Source organism: uncultured Albimonas sp. (assembly GCF_963977235.1).
Lineage (GTDB): Bacteria > Pseudomonadota > Alphaproteobacteria > Rhodobacterales > Rhodobacteraceae > Albimonas.
The window spans coordinates 127091-145561 of sequence record NZ_CAXBOD010000003.1 but is presented as its reverse complement, the minus strand read 5'-3'; the positions used below and the strand labels follow the sequence as shown (position 1 = coordinate 145561).

General features: G+C 72.0%; 15 protein-coding genes. 13 read left to right on the top strand and 2 right to left on the bottom strand.

From position 1 onward, the window contains the following. The first annotated feature begins 438 nt into the window (after window positions 1-438). Both AAC134_RS04310 and AAC134_RS04305 read left to right on the top strand, forming a co-directional pair. A complete protein-coding gene (locus tag AAC134_RS04310; protein ID WP_339947822.1) occupies window positions 439-1332 on the top strand; it encodes a hypothetical protein in 894 nt (297 codons plus the stop codon). A 491-nt stretch (window positions 1333-1823) separates the two neighbouring features. After that, window positions 1824-3155, top strand: coding sequence for an aminotransferase class III-fold pyridoxal phosphate-dependent enzyme (locus AAC134_RS04305; RefSeq protein ID WP_339947821.1), 1332 nt, complete (start codon window positions 1824-1826; stop codon window positions 3153-3155). Between the two features lie 80 nt (window positions 3156-3235). On the opposite strand, the gene AAC134_RS04300 is transcribed toward AAC134_RS04305, so the two are convergent. Beyond that, window positions 3236-4180: an SMP-30/gluconolactonase/LRE family protein gene (locus AAC134_RS04300; RefSeq protein ID WP_339947820.1), complete on the bottom strand. Its 945-nt coding sequence runs from the start codon at window positions 4178-4180 to the stop codon at window positions 3236-3238. Window positions 4181-4304: 124 nt separating this feature from the next. Here AAC134_RS04300 and AAC134_RS04295 point away from each other — a divergent pair, with 124 nt between their 5' ends. The 4 genes from AAC134_RS04295 to AAC134_RS04280 all read left to right on the top strand — a co-directional run bounded on the left by AAC134_RS04295 (window position 4305) and on the right by AAC134_RS04280 (window position 7914). After that, a complete protein-coding gene (locus AAC134_RS04295; RefSeq protein ID WP_339947819.1) occupies window positions 4305-5300 on the top strand; it encodes a C4-dicarboxylate TRAP transporter substrate-binding protein in 996 nt (331 codons plus the stop codon). 72 nt (window positions 5301-5372) lie between these two features. After that, window positions 5373-5888 carry a TRAP transporter small permease subunit gene (locus AAC134_RS04290; protein ID WP_339947818.1) on the top strand — a complete coding sequence of 172 codons (516 nt, stop codon included), beginning with the start codon at window positions 5373-5375 and terminating at the stop codon, window positions 5886-5888. Continuing rightward, window positions 5888-7168, top strand: a complete 1281-nt coding sequence (locus tag AAC134_RS04285) for a TRAP transporter large permease (protein WP_339947817.1) — start codon at window positions 5888-5890, stop codon at window positions 7166-7168. Before AAC134_RS04290 ends, AAC134_RS04285 begins: the two co-directional genes overlap by 1 nt. A gap of 20 nt (window positions 7169-7188) precedes the next feature. Further along, window positions 7189-7914: a GntR family transcriptional regulator gene (locus AAC134_RS04280; protein WP_339947816.1), complete on the top strand. Its 726-nt coding sequence runs from the start codon at window positions 7189-7191 to the stop codon at window positions 7912-7914. A gap of 27 nt (window positions 7915-7941) precedes the next feature. Here AAC134_RS04280 and AAC134_RS04275 read toward each other — a convergent pair whose 3' ends face one another. Then, entirely contained in the window at window positions 7942-8937 is a 996-nt protein-coding gene (locus AAC134_RS04275; RefSeq protein ID WP_339947815.1) for a LysR substrate-binding domain-containing protein, read from the bottom strand. A 190-nt stretch (window positions 8938-9127) separates the two neighbouring features. On the opposite strand from AAC134_RS04275, the gene chvE reads away from it, so the two are divergent. From chvE to AAC134_RS04240, 7 genes are all read left to right on the top strand, one after another. Then, a complete protein-coding gene (gene chvE / locus AAC134_RS04270; RefSeq protein ID WP_339947814.1) occupies window positions 9128-10216 on the top strand; it encodes a multiple monosaccharide ABC transporter substrate-binding protein in 1089 nt (362 codons plus the stop codon). A gap of 154 nt (window positions 10217-10370) precedes the next feature. Then, complete coding sequence (gene mmsA, locus AAC134_RS04265; RefSeq protein WP_339947813.1) at window positions 10371-11903, top strand: multiple monosaccharide ABC transporter ATP-binding protein; 1533 nt, start codon at window positions 10371-10373, stop codon at window positions 11901-11903. A 59-nt stretch (window positions 11904-11962) separates the two neighbouring features. Next, a complete protein-coding gene (mmsB, locus tag AAC134_RS04260; RefSeq protein ID WP_339947904.1) occupies window positions 11963-13126 on the top strand; it encodes a multiple monosaccharide ABC transporter permease in 1164 nt (387 codons plus the stop codon). 2 nt (window positions 13127-13128) lie between these two features. Then, window positions 13129-14124, top strand: coding sequence for an AraD1 family protein (gene araD1 / locus AAC134_RS04255; protein ID WP_339947812.1), 996 nt, complete (start codon window positions 13129-13131; stop codon window positions 14122-14124). Window positions 14125-14133: 9 nt separating this feature from the next. Next, window positions 14134-15876: an L-arabinonate dehydratase gene (gene araD / locus AAC134_RS04250; RefSeq protein WP_339947811.1), complete on the top strand. Its 1743-nt coding sequence runs from the start codon at window positions 14134-14136 to the stop codon at window positions 15874-15876. After that, the gene (locus tag AAC134_RS04245; protein ID WP_339947810.1) at window positions 15863-16840 is read left to right on the top strand and encodes a Gfo/Idh/MocA family oxidoreductase; all 978 of its coding nucleotides are present in this window, start codon (window positions 15863-15865) and stop codon (window positions 16838-16840) included. Before araD ends, AAC134_RS04245 begins: the two co-directional genes overlap by 14 nt. A 21-nt stretch (window positions 16841-16861) precedes the next feature. After that, the gene (locus AAC134_RS04240) at window positions 16862-18388 is read left to right on the top strand and encodes an aldehyde dehydrogenase (NADP(+)) (protein ID WP_339947809.1); all 1527 of its coding nucleotides are present in this window, start codon (window positions 16862-16864) and stop codon (window positions 18386-18388) included. The last annotated feature ends 83 nt before the right edge of the window (window positions 18389-18471 follow it).

Below are 18471 nucleotides of genomic sequence, written 5' to 3'. Positions count from 1 at the left end.
AGCCGCGCGGCGGAGGCTGCGGAAGGGGGGGCGGGCGCGGCGCAGGCGCCCATGGGGGGCCGGGGCGACGTCCGCGCGGGAGCCCGGAGACATCCCGGGTGCGCTGCGCCGGGAACACGGTCCCCGGCGCCCGGTCGGCGCAGCGTTTCGGGACGCTTTCGGGATGCGCGCCGGGCTGGGGTCGCGCGCGTCCCCCCCGCCTTGCGCGGCAACTTGATGCTGCCGCCGCAACGCGGTAAAAATCCAGCTTCTGCAATGGCCTCGCTTCGGCGAGGCTGGCGACGGATCCGTGAGGACGCCTACTCCCCCCCGAGCAGGGCGCGTCGCGCGGGCCCCCGGCCGCCGAACGATCGCCGGACGCCCGCCCTGACCCGCAACAGCCTCTCCAGCAGACCCGCACGCCCTCGGGATTTCGGCGCGAAGCTGCGGCTGACGGCGATGTTGCTGGGCTGCGACAGCCAGAAGGCCCTCGCCGCCCTGTTCCGCGAGGCGGACCCCGACACCGATTTCGACATCGCGCGATCCTACAAGTGGATGCAGGGGCGCGCGACGCCGCGCTCGGCCAAGCTCTACGAGGAATGGGCCGGGCTGCTCGACGTCGGCCGGCCGGGAGGGTGGCTGGCGGCCTGCGACCTCGCCACCTTCGTCGCCACGCTCGAGGCGCGGCACGGCGAGGCGGCCTCGGGCCTGCGCTCGGCCGCGGGCCTGCTGCCCGACACCCCGGCCCTGCGCGAGCCGCGCACCTTCCTGCCCGGCCGCTTCGTGCTCTATGGCATGGCGCAGTCGCCCTATTACGAGGCCCGGCTGATCCGCGGCGACCTGCATGTCGCTTCGGGCGGCGAGGGCGACACCGGTCATCCCACCCGCATGCGCGAGCGGTTCGCGGGCATGCAGGCCGCCTGGTCGGGCGTGATCGAGGCCCATCCCCAGGGCCTGTCGGGCGAGCTGCGCAGCGAGAGCGGCGCCTTCGGGCCCTGCTATCTGGCGCTGATCACCCCGACCCTGCCGGGAAGCCTGCTGGCCGGGGTCGCGGTCGGCTTCGTGTCGCTGCAGCCCGGCGCCCAGCGGCCCTACGCGGCGCGGATCGCGGCGGTGCGCGCGCCGGCCGCTGCGGGCGAGGCGCTGGCCGAGGGCAACCGCTATCTCGAGGCCGAGCCCGAGGTCGAGCAGGACCTGCGCGACCTCGGACTGCCGGTCGAGCAGTCGCCCGGTTTCGCCGCGGATCTCGCGCGCTGGCTGCGCCAGCCGGTCGCCTCGGACCGGCCGATGGCGCCCTCGGAGGTGACGGCGCTGGTCAGCGCGGCCGACCGGATCTGGCTGGCGACGCTCTGATCCCCGAGGATCTGGCGCGCGGCGCGCCGCCGCCCGCCGCGGTCTTCCAGTCGAATTCCAACCGCTTCCAAATATCGGGCGCGCAAAGACAAACATGCGCGTTGAGCCGGGCGCGCCATCCGCGGCATCTTCCCTGTCACAGGCCTCCGCCCAGACGGAGGCGCCCCGGTTTCGGATCGGGGCGACCGGGACCCGGCATGTCACCCGATGCCGCGTCCAGCACCCGACGCGAGGCGGCCCGACCCCGGGGGGGATGTCGGGGAGCGCCCCTTCGGATCGGTCGCCTCGGGGTGGCGCGGCGACCGGCACGTCGCATGCGCCACCCAAAGGCCCCTCGCGCACGCCTCTCGCGCACGCGCCTCTCTGGGAGGCCGCGCGCCGCGGCCCTCGACCTCTGCCGCCCAAGGGGCGTCAAACCGGTTGACCCCCGATCGCGCCGCGGCGCCATATCGGACCTCGGAAATCCCGAATCCAGCCCGGACGGTCGCCCTGTGTCCAAGCCCTCTCTGCCCCCGCGGAATTCCTCGGCCGCCTCCGCCGCGCTGTTCGAGCGCGCGCTGAAGGTGATGCCCGGGGGCAGCACGCGGAGCACGCTGTTCTTCGCGCCCCACCCGCCCTATGCGCGCTCGGGCGCGGGAACCGGGGTCGTGGACGAGGACGGGCTCGCCTATGTCGACTTCGCCAACAACTTCTTCTCCCAGATCCATGGCAACGCCCACCCCGAGATCGTGGCGGCCATCGCCGGGGCCGCGGCCTCGGGCGTCAGCTTCGGCCTGCCCACGCGGTGGGAGGTGGAGCTGGCCGAACTGCTGGTCGCCCGCGTCCCCGCTTTCGAACAGGTGCGCTTCGCCAACTCCGGCTCCGAGGCGGTGATGACCGCGCTGAAGGCCGCGCGCGCCTACAGCGGCCGCCCGGGGCTCGCCAAGATCGAGGGCGCCTACCACGGCTCCTACGACCATGCCGAGGTCAGCCTGGACCCGAAGCCCGAGAGCTGGGGCGAGGCTTCGGACCCCGCCCGGATCAGCTATGTCGCGGGCGCCCCGCAGGCGGTGCTGGACGACACCGTGGTGATCCCGTTCAACGACGCCGAGGCGGCGCGCCGGATCCTTGCGGCCAACGCCCATCGGCTGGCTGCGGTGCTGTTCGACCCGCTGCCGCCCCGCGCCGGGATGGTCCCCGCCTCGGTCGAGTTCGTCGCGGCCCTGGTCGAGACCGCCCGCGCCCACGGCGTGCTGGTGGTGATGGACGAGGTGGTCAGCTTCCGCCTCTCGCATGGCGGCGCGCATCCGCTGTGGGGGATCGATCCGGACCTGACGGCGCTGGGCAAGATGATCGGCGGCGGGCTGCCGGTCGGCGCCGTGGCGGGCAGGGCCGAGGTGATGAAGGTCTTCGACGGCCGCTCGGGCAAGGCGCCGCTGCCCCACGGCGGCACCTTCACGGCCAACCCGTTGACCATGGCCGCGGGCCTCGCCGCCCTGCGCCTGGCCGACGCCCCGGCGATCGAGCGGATCAACGCGCTGGGCGAGCGGCTGCGCGCCAGGGTCCATGCCGGGGCGCGGGCGGCCGGGCTCGCGATCCAGGTCGCGGGCATGGGCTCGTTGTTCCGGGTGCACCTGACCGACCGGAGGATCGACGGCTACCGCGCCGCCTGGCTCCCCCCTGAGGAGGCCGCGCGTCTCGCCGCCGTGCACCGGCGCCTGCTCGCCGCCGGTTTCCTGGTCACCCCGAACATCTCGGGCGCGATCTCGACCCCCACGACGCAGGCCGAGGTCGACGCCCTCGCCCTCGCGCTGGTCGAGGCGGTGGCGGCCGAGGCCGGCTGAGGCGTCCACGGCTCGCCTCGCGTGCCGGGAGCCTTCGACTTGCCGCCCCTCGCGCCGCGTGCGCCTGGGGGCCCGGGGGATCAGCCGTGGGCGCCCGTCGCGTCCCCGCCCCGCCAGCGCGCCGCGGGCGCGCCCGTCACGCCGGTCTCGGCGGCCGCCTCCCACCCCGCGAGCACCCCGCCGCCGCCCGGTCCCCGGCGCGAGGCGAGCGCGAGGCGATCGAGCCGCGGGCCCGCGAAGGCGGGCTTGGTGGGTTGCGGCATGGGCGTGGGGATCCGCGCGGCCAGCCGGCCGTCGGGGGCGAAGCGGCACAGCTCGGCCCCGCCGACGCCAGCGATCCACAGGTGGCCCTGCGCGTCCATCGCCGCGCCGTCGGGACGGCCCGCCAGTCCCTCGAATCGAGCGAAGACCTGGCGCTCGACCAGCGCCCCGTCGCGGAACCGCAGCGTCCACAGGGTCTGCACGCTGACGTGGGAATCCGAGACGAACAGACGCTCGCGCGCCGCGTCCCAGGCCAGGCCGTTGATGGTGCGGAAGCCGTCGAGAACCTGCCGCGGCGCCGCGTCGGGCCCCATCACGTAGAGCGCGCCGTTCGGGCGCAGGTTCTCGACATCCATGGTCCCGAACCACAGCCGCCCGGCCGCATCCACGCAGGCGTCGTTGCAGCGGCGCCCGGGGGCCTCGACCGCCGCGATGCGCGCGAAGCGGCCTGCGGCCTCCTCGAAACGGAACAGCCCGGTTCCCATGCCCACCAGCGGCGCTCCCGAAGCGTCGAGCTGCACGAAGCCCGGGGCCTCGGGCGTTGGCCAGGCGCGGGTGGGGCCAAGCGCGCGGAAGCCGGGGCGGAACTCGGTGCGCAACAGCTGCAGACCCTCGACGTCGACCCACCAGACGGTGGCGTCCTCGGCCCGCCAGACCGGACTCTCGCCCAGCTCGGCGCAGACCTCGGCGGCTGGCCAGAAACCCGATGCCGCGGGGCTGTCGGCCCGCTCGCCCCGCTCGTCCCGCTCGTCCCGCTCGGTCATCCGCGCCTCCCCGCCGGCGAATTCCGCAACGTCAGAATCTCGTTGACAGCCAAACTATCGCGTTTCTAATGTTTCACCACAACTGAAATATTAGTTGGCCGATCGAGCCGACAGGGAGGATGTGATGACCCGAACGCTTTCCCGCCTGCGCCGCGCCGCGACCGCGGCGTCGCTGGCGGCGCTGACCGGCTTCGCCCTTGCGGCGCCGGCCGGGGCCGAGACCGTGCTGCGCCTGGGCACGGTGCTGTCGCCCAACGACCCGATGGGACAGGGGCTGGAGAAATTCGCCCGCGACGTCGAGGAGGCCACCGGCGGCGAGGTGGTGGTCGAGGTCTTCCACAACTCCCAGCTCGGCGACACGACCGAGATGCTCGACCAGGCCCGCGCCGGGGCCAACGTCGGCACGGTGACCGACGTGGCGCGGCTGTCGGCGTTCGTGCCGTCGCTGGCGATCATGTCGGCGCCGTTCCTGTTCGACACCTACGAGGACGCGGACAAGTTCGCCCTGTCGCCCGAATACCTCGGCTGGGGCGAGGAGCTTTCGGAGAAGGCCGGCCTCGTGATGCTCGCCTCCAACTGGTACCAGGGGCCGCGCCATGCGCTGACCCAGGGGCCGGTCGCGGGGCCCGCCGACCTCAAGGGCCTGCGGATGCGCACCATCGGCGCCCCGATCTGGATCGAGACGATCCGGGCGATGGGGGCCGAGCCCACCCCGATGGCCTGGGGCGAGGTCTACTCGGCCCTGCAGCTCGGCGCGCTCGACGCCGCCGAGGCGCAGCCCACCGCGATCTGGGGCGCAAAGCTCTATGAAGTGGTCAAGACCGTCACCAAGACCGGGCATATCCAGCTGGTCACCGCGCTGGTGATCGGGGCGGACACCTGGGACGAGATCTCGGCCGAGAACCAGGCGATCGTGCGCGACCTGGCGGTGCAGGACGGCCGCTACGCCTCGGGCCTGACCATCGAGCTGGGCGAGAAGGCGCTGGCCGACGTGGCGGCGACGGGGGTGACCGTCTCCGAGGTCGACCTCGCGCCCTTCAAGGAGGCGGTCTCGGGCGTCTACGCCACGCTCGACCTCGAGGAGGAAGCCGCCATCGTCAAGCGCGTGCTGGGCGAGTGAGCCGATGCGCCTGACCACCGGCTTCGCCGCGGCGGGGGCCCTGCGCCCCGCCGCCCGTCCGGCGGGCGCGCGATGAGCGCGCTCGCCCGCATCGACCGGGCGCTGCGCAGGGCCGAGGGCTGGGGCGCGCTGGCGCTGCTGGTCGCGATCGTGGCGCTGGTGGCCGCGGCCTCGCTGGCCCGGGCGCTCGGCGCGCCGATCATCTGGTCGGTGGAGGTGGCGCAGCTTCTGTTCGTGTGGCTGTGCATCTTCGCCGCCGATCTCGCCATGCAGCGCGACCGGCATTTCGGCCTCAGCTTCCTGGTCGACGCGCTCAGCCCCCGGGCGGCGCGGCGGCTGGCGATCCTCAACCATGCGGTGCTGGCGATCCTGCTGGCCTTCCTGCTGTTTCACGCCTGGCGGAACATGATCCTTATGCATCCCCGCCTGATCGGGGCGACGCAGATGCACGGCTCCTGGCTGCACGGCTCGATGGTCGCGGGCTTCGCGCTGATGCTGCGCACGATGCTGACCAACCTGTGGCGCCTGGCGGCCGCGCCGGCCGAGGCGCCCGCCCCCTCCGGACTTCCTGCACGGGACGCGTCGTGATGCTGCTGCTGATCGCGGGGCTGTTCGCCCTGTTCCTGTTCCTCGGCCAGCCGGTCGCCTTCGCGCTCGGCCTCGCCGCGATCCCGGTGTTCATCTTCACCGGGACCATGCCGCCGGCCGTCGCCATCCAGAAGATGGTGGCCACGACCCAGAGCTTTCCGTTGCTGGCGGTGCCGTTCTTCATCCTCGCGGGCAACCTGATGAACGTGACCGGCATCACCGACCGGCTGATCGGCTTCGCCCGCCTGCTGACCGGCTGGATGGCGGGAGGGCTGGCGCAGGTCTCGATCGTGCTCAGCTTCATGATGGGCGGCATCTCCGGCTCGGCCGTCGCCGACGCGGCGATGGAGAGCCGCCTGCTCGGCCCCGCGATGGCGCGCCAGGGCTATGCGGCGCCGGTGACGGCGGTGATCCTGGCCTTCGGCTCGATCATCACCGCGACGATCCCGCCCTCGATCGGGCTGATCCTGTTCGGCTTCATCAACGAGGTCTCGATCGGCCGCCTGTTCCTGGCCGGCATCGTGCCGGGGATGCTGCTGACGCTGACCCTGATGCTGGCCGCCTGGCTGGTGGCCAAGCGGCGCGGCTACGTCCCCGACCTGACCGAGCCGCCGCGCTTTCGCGACCTGTGGGCCAGCTTCCTCGACAGCGTCTGGGCGCTGATGTTCCCGGTGATCCTGATCGTGGGCTTCCGCTTCGGCATCTTCACCGCCACCGAGGCCGGCGCCTTCCTCGTGGTCTACGCCCTGGCCGTCGGCGTCTTCGTCTACCGCGAGCTGACGCTGGCCCGGATGCGCGAGGCGCTGGAATCCACGGTCCACGATCTGGGCATGATCATGCTGCTGATCATGATGGCGGGCGTCCTGGGTTACGCCATCACGCTCGAGCGCGCGCCCCAGCAGATCGCCGAGGCGGTGGCCTATCTGACCGCGGACCCGGTGATGGTGCTGGCGCTGGTGACGGCGCTGCTGATCGTCTCGGGCATGTTCCTCGAGGGGGCGGCCAACATCCTGCTGGTGACGCCCATCGTGATGCCGGTGCTGGTCGAGGCGGGCTGGGACCCGATCCACATGGGCATCCTGCTGGTGCTGCTGATCAACCTCGGCGGGCTGACGCCGCCGGTGGGGGTGATCATGTTCACCGTCTGCGGCATTCTCAACGTGAAGACGGGCGCCTACGTGCGCGCATCGGCGCCCTTTTTCCTGGCGCTCGCGATCTTCTTCATGGTGCTGGCGGCTGCGCCCGGGCTGTCGACGGCGCTGCCGAGACTGTTGATGTGAGGACGGAGGCGAAGGCGGCGATGAACAGGCGCGAGACGGCCATCGCCGGGGAGCCGGGCGGCGAGGCGCCGATGCCGAGCGCGCACGTGCCGGCCTCGGCCCTGGTCTACGAGACGCTGCGCGCGCGCATCGTCTCGCTGCAGCTCCCCCCGGGCGCGCGTCTGTCGCGCCCCGAACTGGCGGCCGCCTTCGGGGTCAGCCAGTCGCCGGTGCGCGAGGCGCTTCTGCAACTCGAGTCGGTGGGCCTGGTGGCCAGCTTCCGCCAGTCGCGCACCGAGGTGACGCTGATCGACCCCGCCAAGCTGCGCCAGGAGAACTTCCTGCGCGCGGGCATCGAGTGCGAGGTCGCCAACGCGCTGGCGGGGCTGGAGGACAAGTCGGTCCTGATCAAGGCCCGCGGGATCCTGAAGATGCAGGAGGCGCTGGCCGACGACCTGCGCCAGATCGAGCTGTTCCGCCAGCTGGACGCCGACTTCCACCGCGAGCTGTTCGCGGCCGCGGGGCAGGAGGCGCTGCACGATCTGGTCGCCGACCGCTCCAGCCAGATGGCGCGGGTGCGGGCGCTGGACCTGCCGCGGGTCAGCAAGATGCGCTCGGTGATCGAGGGGCACGCGGCGGTGCTGGCGGCGGTGGACGCGGGCGACCGCCACGGCGCCACCGACGCCATGCGCCGCCACCTCTCGGGCTCGATCGAGCGTCTGCCAGAGATCATCGCCCAGCGCCCCGACTATTTCGGACCGCGCTGAGGCGGCGTCGCCGGCCCGCGGCCCCGGTCAGTCGGGGTCGGCGGGGGCGGCGCGCGGCTCGATCTGCGCCTCGATCAGCTTCAGCACCCGCGCCGCGGCGGGGGAGGGCGCGTCGGCGGCGCGCCGGATCAGCGAGAACGGCGTCACCGCCACCCCCTCGGCCACGTCCAGCAGCCGGATGCTGCCGCCCGGACCGCCGCGGGCGGCGAAGAAGCGCGCCACCGCCCGCGACAGCGGCGCCACGGCGTTGGTGTCGGCGATCAGCGCCAGCGTCAGCAGCACCGAGGACGTCCCCAGAACGCGCCGCGGCAGGGGCAGGCCGTTCTCCAGCAGCCAGCTCTCGACCGTGCGCCGCTGCAGACCGCCGGGGGGCTGCATCACCCAGTCGTAGATCAGGCAGTCCTCGATCCGCACCTGCTCGAGCCGGGTCAGCGGATGCTCGGGGCGCACGATCAGGCTGACCGGTTCGGGCCCGATCGGGCGCAGCGTCACGGCGCGCGCGTCCACCTCGTCGGGCAGGCGGCCGATGTAGAAGTCGAGCTCCAGCTTCAGCAACTGCTCGGCCAGCTTGTCGGAGGTGTCGACCTGCACCGCGATCTCGATCTCGGGATAGGTCACCCGCAGCTCGCGGATCACCGGCAGCACGATCTCCATCGCCGGGCCGGTGACCGCGCCGACCCGAACCAGACCCCGCGCGCCGCGCGTCGCCTCCTGGATCTCGGCGTGGCCCTGGTCGAGCTGGCGCAGGATCACGTGAGCGCGGCGGGCGAGCAGCCGCCCCGTCTCGGTCAGCGTCACCCCGCGGGCGTGGCGGGTGTAGAGCTGCGCCTCGGCGGTCTTCTCCAGCTCGGCCAGCAGGCGCGAGGCGGCGGGCTGGGTCATCGCCAGCTGCGCTGCGGCCGAGGAGATCCGCCCCGTCTCGGCCAGCGCCGCCAGCAGGCGCAGCTGCGAGAAGCGCAGGCCGCGGCGCAGCAGCTCGTCCCGGCGGGGGGCCGAGACCTCCTCGAAAGCTCTATGGGGCAAGAGATATATCCCTCCCGGTATATCGCGCATCTCATTACTGATTTGAATCGTATGTCTCCGCAAGGGAAGAAGAGCCGGTCGACGGCGGCCGGGCGGGAAGAGCCCGCCGGCCCGGTCGGCGCAACCAAGGCGTCGGAGCAGGATCGGCTGGGAGGCTGGGGATCCGCCGGCGCCGTGAGGGAGGACATCGATGAGATCCGTCACGCGCCTGCTCGCGACGAGCGCGCTCGCCGCCGCCGCCCTGTCGGTCGCCCCGCTGCACGTCCCGGAGGCTTTCGCCCAGGACAAGGGTTACGTCGGCATCGCCATGCCCACCAAGTCCTCGGCGCGCTGGATCGCCGACGGCGACAACATGGTCAAGAAGCTGCAGGAGGCGGGCTACGAGACCGATCTCCAGTATGCCGAGGACGACATTCCCAACCAGCTCGCCCAGATCGAGAACATGATCACCAAGGGCGTCGACGTGCTGGTGATCGCGGCCATCGACGGCACCACGCTGACCAGCGCGCTGGCCAACGCCGCGGCCGCCGACATCGAGGTGGTCGCCTATGACCGGCTGATCCGCGACAGCGGCGACGTCGACTATTACGCCACCTTCGACAACTTCAAGGTGGGCGTGCAGCAGGCCGAGACGCTGGTCGCCGGCCTCAAAGAGCGGTTCCCCGACGTCCGCCCCTGGAACGTCGAGCTGTTCGGCGGCTCGCCCGACGACAACAACGCCTACTTCTTCTACGACGGCGCGATGTCGGTGCTGCAGCCGCTGATCGACGCCGGCGACATCGCCATCCCCTCCGGCCAGAGGGGCATGGACACCGTCGGCACCCTGCGCTGGGACGGCGCGGTGGCGCAGTCGCGGATGGATAACCTGCTGTCGGCCAACTACACCGACAAGAGCGTGCACGGCGTGCTCAGCCCCTACGACGGGCTCTCGATCGGCATCATCAGCTCGCTGTCGGGCATCGGCTACGGCATGGGCGACGACATGCCGATGCCCATCGTCACCGGCCAGGACGCCGAGATCCCCTCGATCAAGGCGATCCTGCGCGGCGATCAGTACTCGACGATCTTCAAGGACACCCGCGCGCTGGCCGAGGTCACCGTGGGCATGGTCAACGCCCTGATCGAGGGCGGCGAGCCGGAGATCAACGACACCAAGACCTACGACAACGGCGTCAAGGTGGTCCCCTCCTACCTGCTGGAGCCGGTCCCCGTGACCGAGGCCAACTGGGAAAAGGTGCTGATCGACAGCGGCTACTACACCGCCGACCAGGTGAACTGAGCGGCGCCCGCGCCGCCCAGCCCACGGGCCGCCCGGGCCGGCCGCGCCGCGACGGCGCCGCTACCGCCGGGTTCCTGACGGCCCCGGCCCCGCCGGATCTCCTCCCCGGCGGGGCCGACCTTCCCGATCCACTTCTCTTGCGAAGGCGGCCGCCATGTCCGCGATCCTCGAAATGCGCGGGATCACCAAGGAGTTCCCAGGCGTCAAGGCGCTGGACGACGTCACCCTCTCGGTCGAGGAAGGCGAGATCCACGCCCTCGTCGGCGAGAACGGCGCCGGCAAGTCGACGCTGATGAAGGTGCTCTCGGGCGTCTACCCGCACGGCTCCTACGACGGCGACATCGTCTATGACGGCGAGGTCAAGCGCTTCCACGGCATCCCCGACTCCGAGCGCGAGGGCATCGTCATCATCCACCAGGAGCTGGCGCTGGTCCCGCTCCTGTCGGTCGCCGAGAACATCTTCCTGGGCAACGAGCGCGCCACGCGCGGCGTCATCGACTGGCGCGAGACCGAGACCCGCGCCGCCGAGCTTCTGGCCCGCGTCGGCCTCAAGGATCCGCCGCGGACCCGGGTCGACGACCTCGGCCTGGGCAAGCAGCAGCTGGTGGAGATCGCCAAGGCGCTGTCCAAGAACGTGCGCCTGCTGATCCTGGACGAGCCGACCTCCTCGCTCAACGAGCAGGACAGCGACAAGCTGCTGGAGCTGCTGACCGAGTTCCGCCGCCAGGGCGTCACCTCGATCCTGATCTCCCACAAGCTCAACGAGATCAGCCGGGTGGCCGACACCATCACCGTGCTGCGCGACGGCGCGGCGGTGGCGCGGCTCGACTGCAAGGGCGGCATCTCCGAGGACGCGATCATCCGCGACATGGTGGGCCGCAGCCTCGAGGACCGCTATCCCGCCCGCGAGCCGAAGATCGGCGAGGTGGCGATGGAGGTCCGCAACTGGACGGTGCGCCACCCCCAGCACCCCGAGCGCCGGGTGGTCAACGACGTCAGCTTTCACGTCCGCCGGGGCGAGGTGCTGGGCATCGCAGGCCTGATGGGCGCCGGGCGCACCGAACTCGCGATGAGCCTCTTTGGCCGCTCCTGGGGCCAGGACATCGAGGGCGAGGTCTGGATCGACGGCCGGCCCGCGGACCTGTCCAGCGTCGGCCGCGCGATCAAGGCGGGCCTCGCCTACGCCACCGAGGACCGCAAGGGCTACGGCCTGGTGCTCGAGGACACGATCCGCCGCAACGTGCCGCTGGCAAAGCTCGACAGCATCGCCGACGGCTGGATCGTGGACCGCGAGAAGGAGGCCGCGCTCGCCGAGCGCTACCGCAAGCGGCTGAACATCAAGTCGTCCTCCATCGAGCAGGAGTGCATCAACCTCTCGGGCGGCAACCAGCAGAAGGTGGTGCTGGCCAAGTGGCTGCACGCCGACCCCGAGATCCTGATCCTGGACGAGCCGACCCGGGGCATCGACGTCGGCGCGAAGTTCGAGATCTACTGCGTGATCCGCGACCTGGCGGCGGCGGGCAAGGCGATCGTGGTGATCTCCTCCGAGATGCCCGAGCTGCTGGGCGTCACCGACCGTCTCTACGTCATGAACGAGGGCCGCTTCGTGGGCGAGATGCCCACCGCGCAGGCGAGCCAGGAGCGGATCATGTCCGCCATCATCAAGTCCACGCGAGAGGCCGCATGACCGACTCCACCGCTTCCGCGGCCGAGGCCGCGCCCGAGCGCCAGGCGCCCGAGACCCAGATGAAGGCCTCGATGCGCTATCTGCGCCGCCACCTGCGCGAATTCGGGATCCTGTTCGCCCTGATCGTGATCATGGCCTTCTTCCAGGTGGCCACCGACGGCATCCTGCTCAAGCCGGTGAACCTGACCAACCTGTTCCTGCAGAACAGCTATATCGTGATCATGGCCATCGGCATGCTGCTGGTGATCGTGTGCGGCCACATCGACCTCTCGGTCGGCTCGGTGCTGGGCTTCGTGGGCGCGCTGGCCGCGGTGATGATCGTGCAGTGGGAAATCCCGTTCCTGCTCGCGGGTCTTCTTTGCCTGATCGCGGGGGCGATCATCGGGGCGGCGCAGGGCTACTGGGTCGCCTATTTCGGGATCCCCTCGTTCATCGTGACGCTGGCGGGGATGCTGGTCTTCAAGGGCCTGACGCTGTGGCTGCTCGCGGGCCAGTCTGTCGGCCCGTTCCCCAACGAGTTCCGGCTGATCTCCTCGGGCTTCGTGCCGGACCTCTTCGGGGGCGAGGGGCTGAACCTGTTCTCGCTGCTGTTGATGGTGGGCGCCGCGGCGCTGGTGCTGGGGCTGGCGGTGCGCACCCGCCGCCGCCATGCCGCCTCGGGAGCGGTCGACGAGCCGATCGCCTTCTTTGCGGCCAAGAACCTGCTGATCTTCGCGGCGCTGGTGTGGATGGGCTGGCTGATGGCCGACTTCCGGGGCCTGCCCAACGTCTTCATCGTGATGGCGCTGCTGATCGCGATCTATTCCTTCCTGACCTCGCGCACCACGGTGGGGCGGCGGATCTACGCCATCGGCGGCAACGCCAAGGCCGCGACCCTCTCGGGCATCAACGCCAAGCGGCTGACCTTCCTGACCTTCGCCAACATGGGGATGCTGGCCGCGCTTGCGGGCGTGGTCTTCGCGGCCCGGCTGAACACCGCCACCCCCAAGGCGGGGCTGGGCTTCGAGCTCGACGTGATCGCGGCGGTGTTCATCGGCGGCGCCTCGATGTCGGGCGGCGTGGGCACGGTGATCGGGGCGGTGGTGGGCGCCTTCATCATGGGCGTCATGAACAACGGCATGTCCATCCTGGGCATCGGCATCGACTGGCAGCAGGTCATCAAGGGGCTGGTTCTGCTGGCCGCGGTGATCTTCGACGTGATGAACAAGAAGAAGGGGGCCTGAGCATGCTTCTGTCCCAGTATCGCAAGGATGACGGCGGCGTGCAGGTCGTCGCCCGCGACGGCGCCGAGGCGTTCGAGCTGAAGTCCGGCCTGGCGCTGCGCGACCTCGCCCTGCGGGCCATCGACCGCGGCCTGACGCTGACCGAGCTGGTCGCGGCGACCGGCCTCAACGGCCCCGTCGACCTCGCGCGCCTCTATGCCGAGGGGCGGCTGCTGCCCCCGATCCTGCATCCCGATCCCGCCCACCTGCACCTGACCGGCACCGGGCTGACGCATCTGGGCAGCGCCTCGACCCGGGCCACGATGCACGCCGGCGCCAAGACCCAGGACGAGACCGACAGCATGAAGATGTTCCGCATGGGCATCGAGGGCGGCAAGCCCGACAACGGCCACGCCGGCGTGCAGCCCGAATGGTTCTACAAGGGCCAGGGCACGGCGCTGGTCGCCCCCGGCGCGCCCCTGATCTCGCCCGCCTTCGCCGAGGACGGCGGCGAGGAGCCCGAGATCGCCGGCATCTACGTCATCGGCCCCGACGGTACGCCCTTCCGCCTGGGCTTCGCGCTGGCCAACGAGTTCTCCGACCATGTGATGGAGAAGCGCAACTACCTCTACCTCGCCCATTCCAAGCTGCGCCCCGCCGCCGTGGGGCCCGAGCTGCTGGTGGGCGAGCTGCCCGCTTCGGTCGAGGGGACCTCTCGCGTCCGCCGCGGCAACGAGGTGGTGTTCGAGCAGCCGTTCCTGTCGGGCGAGGCGAACATGTCCCACTCGATCGCCAACCTCGAGCATCACCACTTCAAGTACGAGGTGTTCCGCCAGCCCGGCGACGTGCACGTGCACATGTTCGGCACCGCCACGCTCAGCTACGCGGCCGGCGTCGCGACCCGCGACGGCGACGTCTTCGAGATCGAGGCCGCGCCCTTCGGCCTGCCGCTCCGCAATCCGCTGCATGTCGCGCCCCCGGCCTCGCCGGAGACGCGCGCCGACGTCCGCGCGCTGTAAGGACCTGAGATGAGCTTCACGCCCGCCCCGTGGCCCCGCAAGCTCCGCAGCCAGGAATGGTATGGGGGCGACAGCCGGGATCACATCTACCACCGCAGCTGGATGAAGAACCAGGGCCTGCCCGCCGACCTGTTCGACGGCCGCCCGGTGATCGGCATCTGCAACACCTGGTCCGAGCTGACGCCCTGCAACGCCCACCTGCGCGACCTGGCGCAGCGGGTGAAGAACGGCGTCTACGAGGCCGGCGGCCTGCCGCTGGAGTTCCCGGTGTTCTCGCCCGGCGAAAGCAGCCTGCGTCCCTCGGCGATGATGTACCGCAACCTCGCGGCCATGGACGTCGAGGAGGCGCTGCGCGCGAACCCGCTCGACGGGGTGGTGCTGATGGTGGGTTGCGACAAGACCACGCCCGCGCTGCTGATGGGCGCGGCCTCGGTCGACATCCCCGCCATCGCGGTCACCGGGGGGCCGATGCTCAACGGCTGGTTCCGGGGCGAGCGCGTCGGCTCGGGCACCGCCCTGTGGCAGATGTCCGAGGCGATCAAGGCCGGCGAGATGACCCGCGAGGAATTCCTCGAGGCCGAGCAGGCGATGTCCCGCTCGCCTGGCTCGTGCAACACCATGGGCACGGCGTCCACGATGGCGAGCATGGCCGAGGCGCTGGGCATGGCGCTGTCGGGCAACGCCGCGATCCCGGCGGTGGACAGCCGCCGGCGGGTGATGGCCCAGATGACCGGCCGGCGCATCGTGCAGATGGTCAAGGACGACCTGAAACCCTCCGACGTGCTGACGCGCCAGGCGTTCGAGAACGCGATCCGCGCCAACGGCGCCATCGGCGGCTCGACCAACGCGGTCATCCACCTGCTGGCGCTGGCAGGTCGCGCAGGCGTGGACCTGACGCTCGACGACTGGGACCGGCTGGGGCGCGACATCCCCACCATCGTCAACCTGATGCCCTCGGGCAAATACCTGATGGAGGAGTTCTTCTACGCCGGCGGCCTGCCCGTGGTGCTCAAGCGCCTGGGCGAGGCGGGCCTGCTGCACCGCGACGCGCTCACCGTCTCGGGCGAGACGGCGTGGGAGCAGGTGAAGGACGTGACCAACTGGAACGAGGACGTGATCGTGCCGGTCGAGCGGGCGCTGACCGCCTCGGGCGGGATCGCGGTGCTCAAGGGCAACCTCGCGCCGAAGGGAGCGGTCCTCAAGCCCTCGGCCGCCAGCCCGCACCTGATGAAGCACCGCGGCCGCGCGGTCGTGTTCGAGGACATCGACCACTACAAGGCCCGCATCGCGGACGAGGCGCTGGACATCGACGAGACCTGCGTGATGGTGCTCAAGAACTGCGGGCCGAAGGGCTATCCCGGCATGGCCGAGGTCGGCAACATGGGCCTGCCGCCGAAGGTGTTGCGCAAGGGGATCAAGGACATGATCCGGATCTCCGACGCGCGCATGTCGGGCACGGCCTACGGCACCGTGATCCTGCACGTCACGCCCGAGGCCGCCGTCGGCGGGCCCCTGTCGGTGGTCCGGGAGGGCGACATGATCGAGGTCGACGTCGAGGCCCGCCGACTGCACCTCGACATCCCCGAGGCCGAGCTGGAGGCGCGCCTGGCCGGCTGGACGCCCATCGTGCTGCCGCCGGGCGGCGGCTACGCCCGGCTGTTCCACACCCACGTCCAGGGGGCCGACACCGGCGCGGACTTCGACTTCCTGGTCGGGCAGAGAGGAAAGGCGGTGCCGCGTGACAGCCACTGAGACCCGGACCCCCGATCCCGCCGGCGCCGGCGCGCCGCACCGCGCGATCGACGTCGCCATCGTCGGCGTGGGCAAGATCGCCCGCGACCAGCACCTGCCGGCCATCGCCGCCGACCCCCGCTTCAGGCTGGCGGCGACGGTCAGCCGCTCGGGCGGGGTCGCGGGGGTCGAGAACCACCCCACGCTCGAGGCGCTGCTGGACGCGCGGCCCGACATCGGGGCCGTCTCGCTGTGCCAGCCGCCGCAGGTCCGCCACGAGGCCGCCCGCAGCGCGATCCTCGCCGGGCGCCACGTGATGCTGGAGAAACCCCCCGGTCAGACCGTGGCCGAGGTTCAGGCGCTGGCCGAGCTCGCCCGGGCGCAGGGCGTGAGCCTCTTCGCCACCTGGCATTCGCGCCACGCCGCCGGCGTCGCGCCGGCGCGGGACTGGTGCGCGGCGCATCCCCCCCGCCGCGTGCGGATCACCTGGAAGGAGGACGTGCGCGAGTGGCACCCCGGCCAGACCTGGATCTGGCAGGCCGGGGGGCTGGGCGTCTTCGACCCGGGGATCAACGCCCTCTCGATCCTGACCGCGATCCTGCCCGCGCCGGTGCGGCTGACCTCGGCCGACCTCGCGTTCCCGTCCAACTGCGAGACCCCCATCGCCTGCGATCTCGTCTTCGCCGGGGCGCAGGGGCTGGCGGTCGAGGCGCGCTTCGACTTCCGCTGGCAGGGGACGCCCGCCTGGGACATCGAGATCGAGGCCGACGACGGCCGCCTGCGCCTCTCCGACGGGGGCGCCGCGCTGGCCGCGGACGAGGCGGCGCGCCCGCTCTCGGGCCCCGGCGAATACCCCGACCTCTACCGCCGCTTCGGCGACCTGATCGCGGCCGGCGCCTCGGACGTCGACGTGACGCCGCTGGTCCATGTCGCCGACGCCTTCCTGCTGGGCCGTCGCCTGACGGTCGAGCCGTTCCACGAATGACCGCCACGCCAGGAGTCAGCCATGCTTGACGCCACGCCCCTCACGGGCCGCCACCTGATCGCCGGAGACTGGGTCGAGGGGGCCTCGACCTTCCGCTCCGCCCCCGCCGCGGGCGAGGGCTTCGACGTCGCCGCCGGCGGCGCCGCGGAGGTGGACCGCGCCGTCCGCGCCGCGGAAGCCGCCTTCGAGACCTACGGCTGGACCGCGCGGGAGGACCGCGCCCGCTTCCTCGAGACCATCGCCGACGAGATCGAGGCCCGCGGCCCCGCCCTGACCGAGATCGGCGCCGCCGAATCCGGCCTGCCCACGGCCCGCCTCGAGGGCGAGCGCGGCCGCACCACCGGCCAGCTGCGGATGTTCGCCGCCCTGATCCGCGAGACCGACCACCTCGACATCCGCCGCGACCCGGCGCTGCCTGATCGCGCCCCCGCCCCGCGCCCCGAGCTGGCGATGATCCAGCGCCCGATCGGGCCGGTGGGGGTGTTTGGCGCCTCCAACTTCCCGCTGGCGTTCTCGACCGCCGGCGGCGACACCGCCTCGGCCCTGGCGGCGGGCTGTCCGGTGGTGGTCAAGGGCCACCCCGGCCACCCGGGCTGCGCCGAGATCGTGGCCCAGGCCGTGGCCGCCGCCGTCGCCGCCTGCGGGATGCCGGCGGGCGTGTTCTCGCTGATCCAATCGAACACCAACGAGGCCGGCGCGGCGCTGGTCCAGCATCCGCTGATCCGCGCCATCGGCTTCACCGGATCGTATCGCGGGGGCAAGGCGCTGTTCGACCTCGCCTGCGCGCGCCCCGAGCCGATCCCGTTCTTTGGAGAGCTCGGCGCGATCAACCCGGTCTTCGTGCTGCCCGCCGCGCTCGGCGCCCGGGGCGCGGCCATCGCCGAGGGCTGGGCCGGCTCGCTGACCATGGGCGTCGGCCAGTTCTGCACCAATCCCGGCGTGGTGGTGCTGCCCGCGGGGCCCGAGGGCGACGCCTTCGCCGCCGCCGCGGCGCAGGCGCTGTCGGGCGCGGCCCCCGGAACGATGCTCTCGGACGGGATCGCCGCGGCCTACCGCAAGGGGGTCGAGGACTTGGCCAACCACCCCGGCCTTGCGCCCGTCGCCGGCGGCGAGGCGGCCGAGGGCCGCGCCGGCCTGCCCGCGGTTTTCCAGGTCGCGGCCGAGGACTGGCTCGCCGCCCCCGACCTCGCCGAGGAGGTGTTCGGCCCCGCCGGCCTGCTGGTGCGCGTCACGGACGCCGAGCAGACCCGCGCCGTGGCCCGCGCCCTGGCCGGCCAGCTGACCGTCACCCTGCAGATGGACGACGCGGACGCGCCGGCCGCCCGGGCGCTGATGCCGATCCTCGAGCGCAAGGCCGGGCGGATCCTGGCCAACGGGTTCCCCACCGGGGTCGAGGTCGCCTCGGCCATGGTTCACGGCGGACCGTTTCCCGCCTCCACCAATTTCGGGCATACCTCGGTCGGGACGCTGGCGATCCGCCGCTTCCTGCGCCCGGTGTGTTTCCAGAACATCCCCGCGGCGCTGCTGCCCGGGGATCTGCGCGGCTGACCGGCCGCGTTCCGACCGGCGGGCGCGGAATGGGAGCCGCGCCCGACGCCCCCCTCCGAGGCCCTCAACCGGCCCGGAGCACG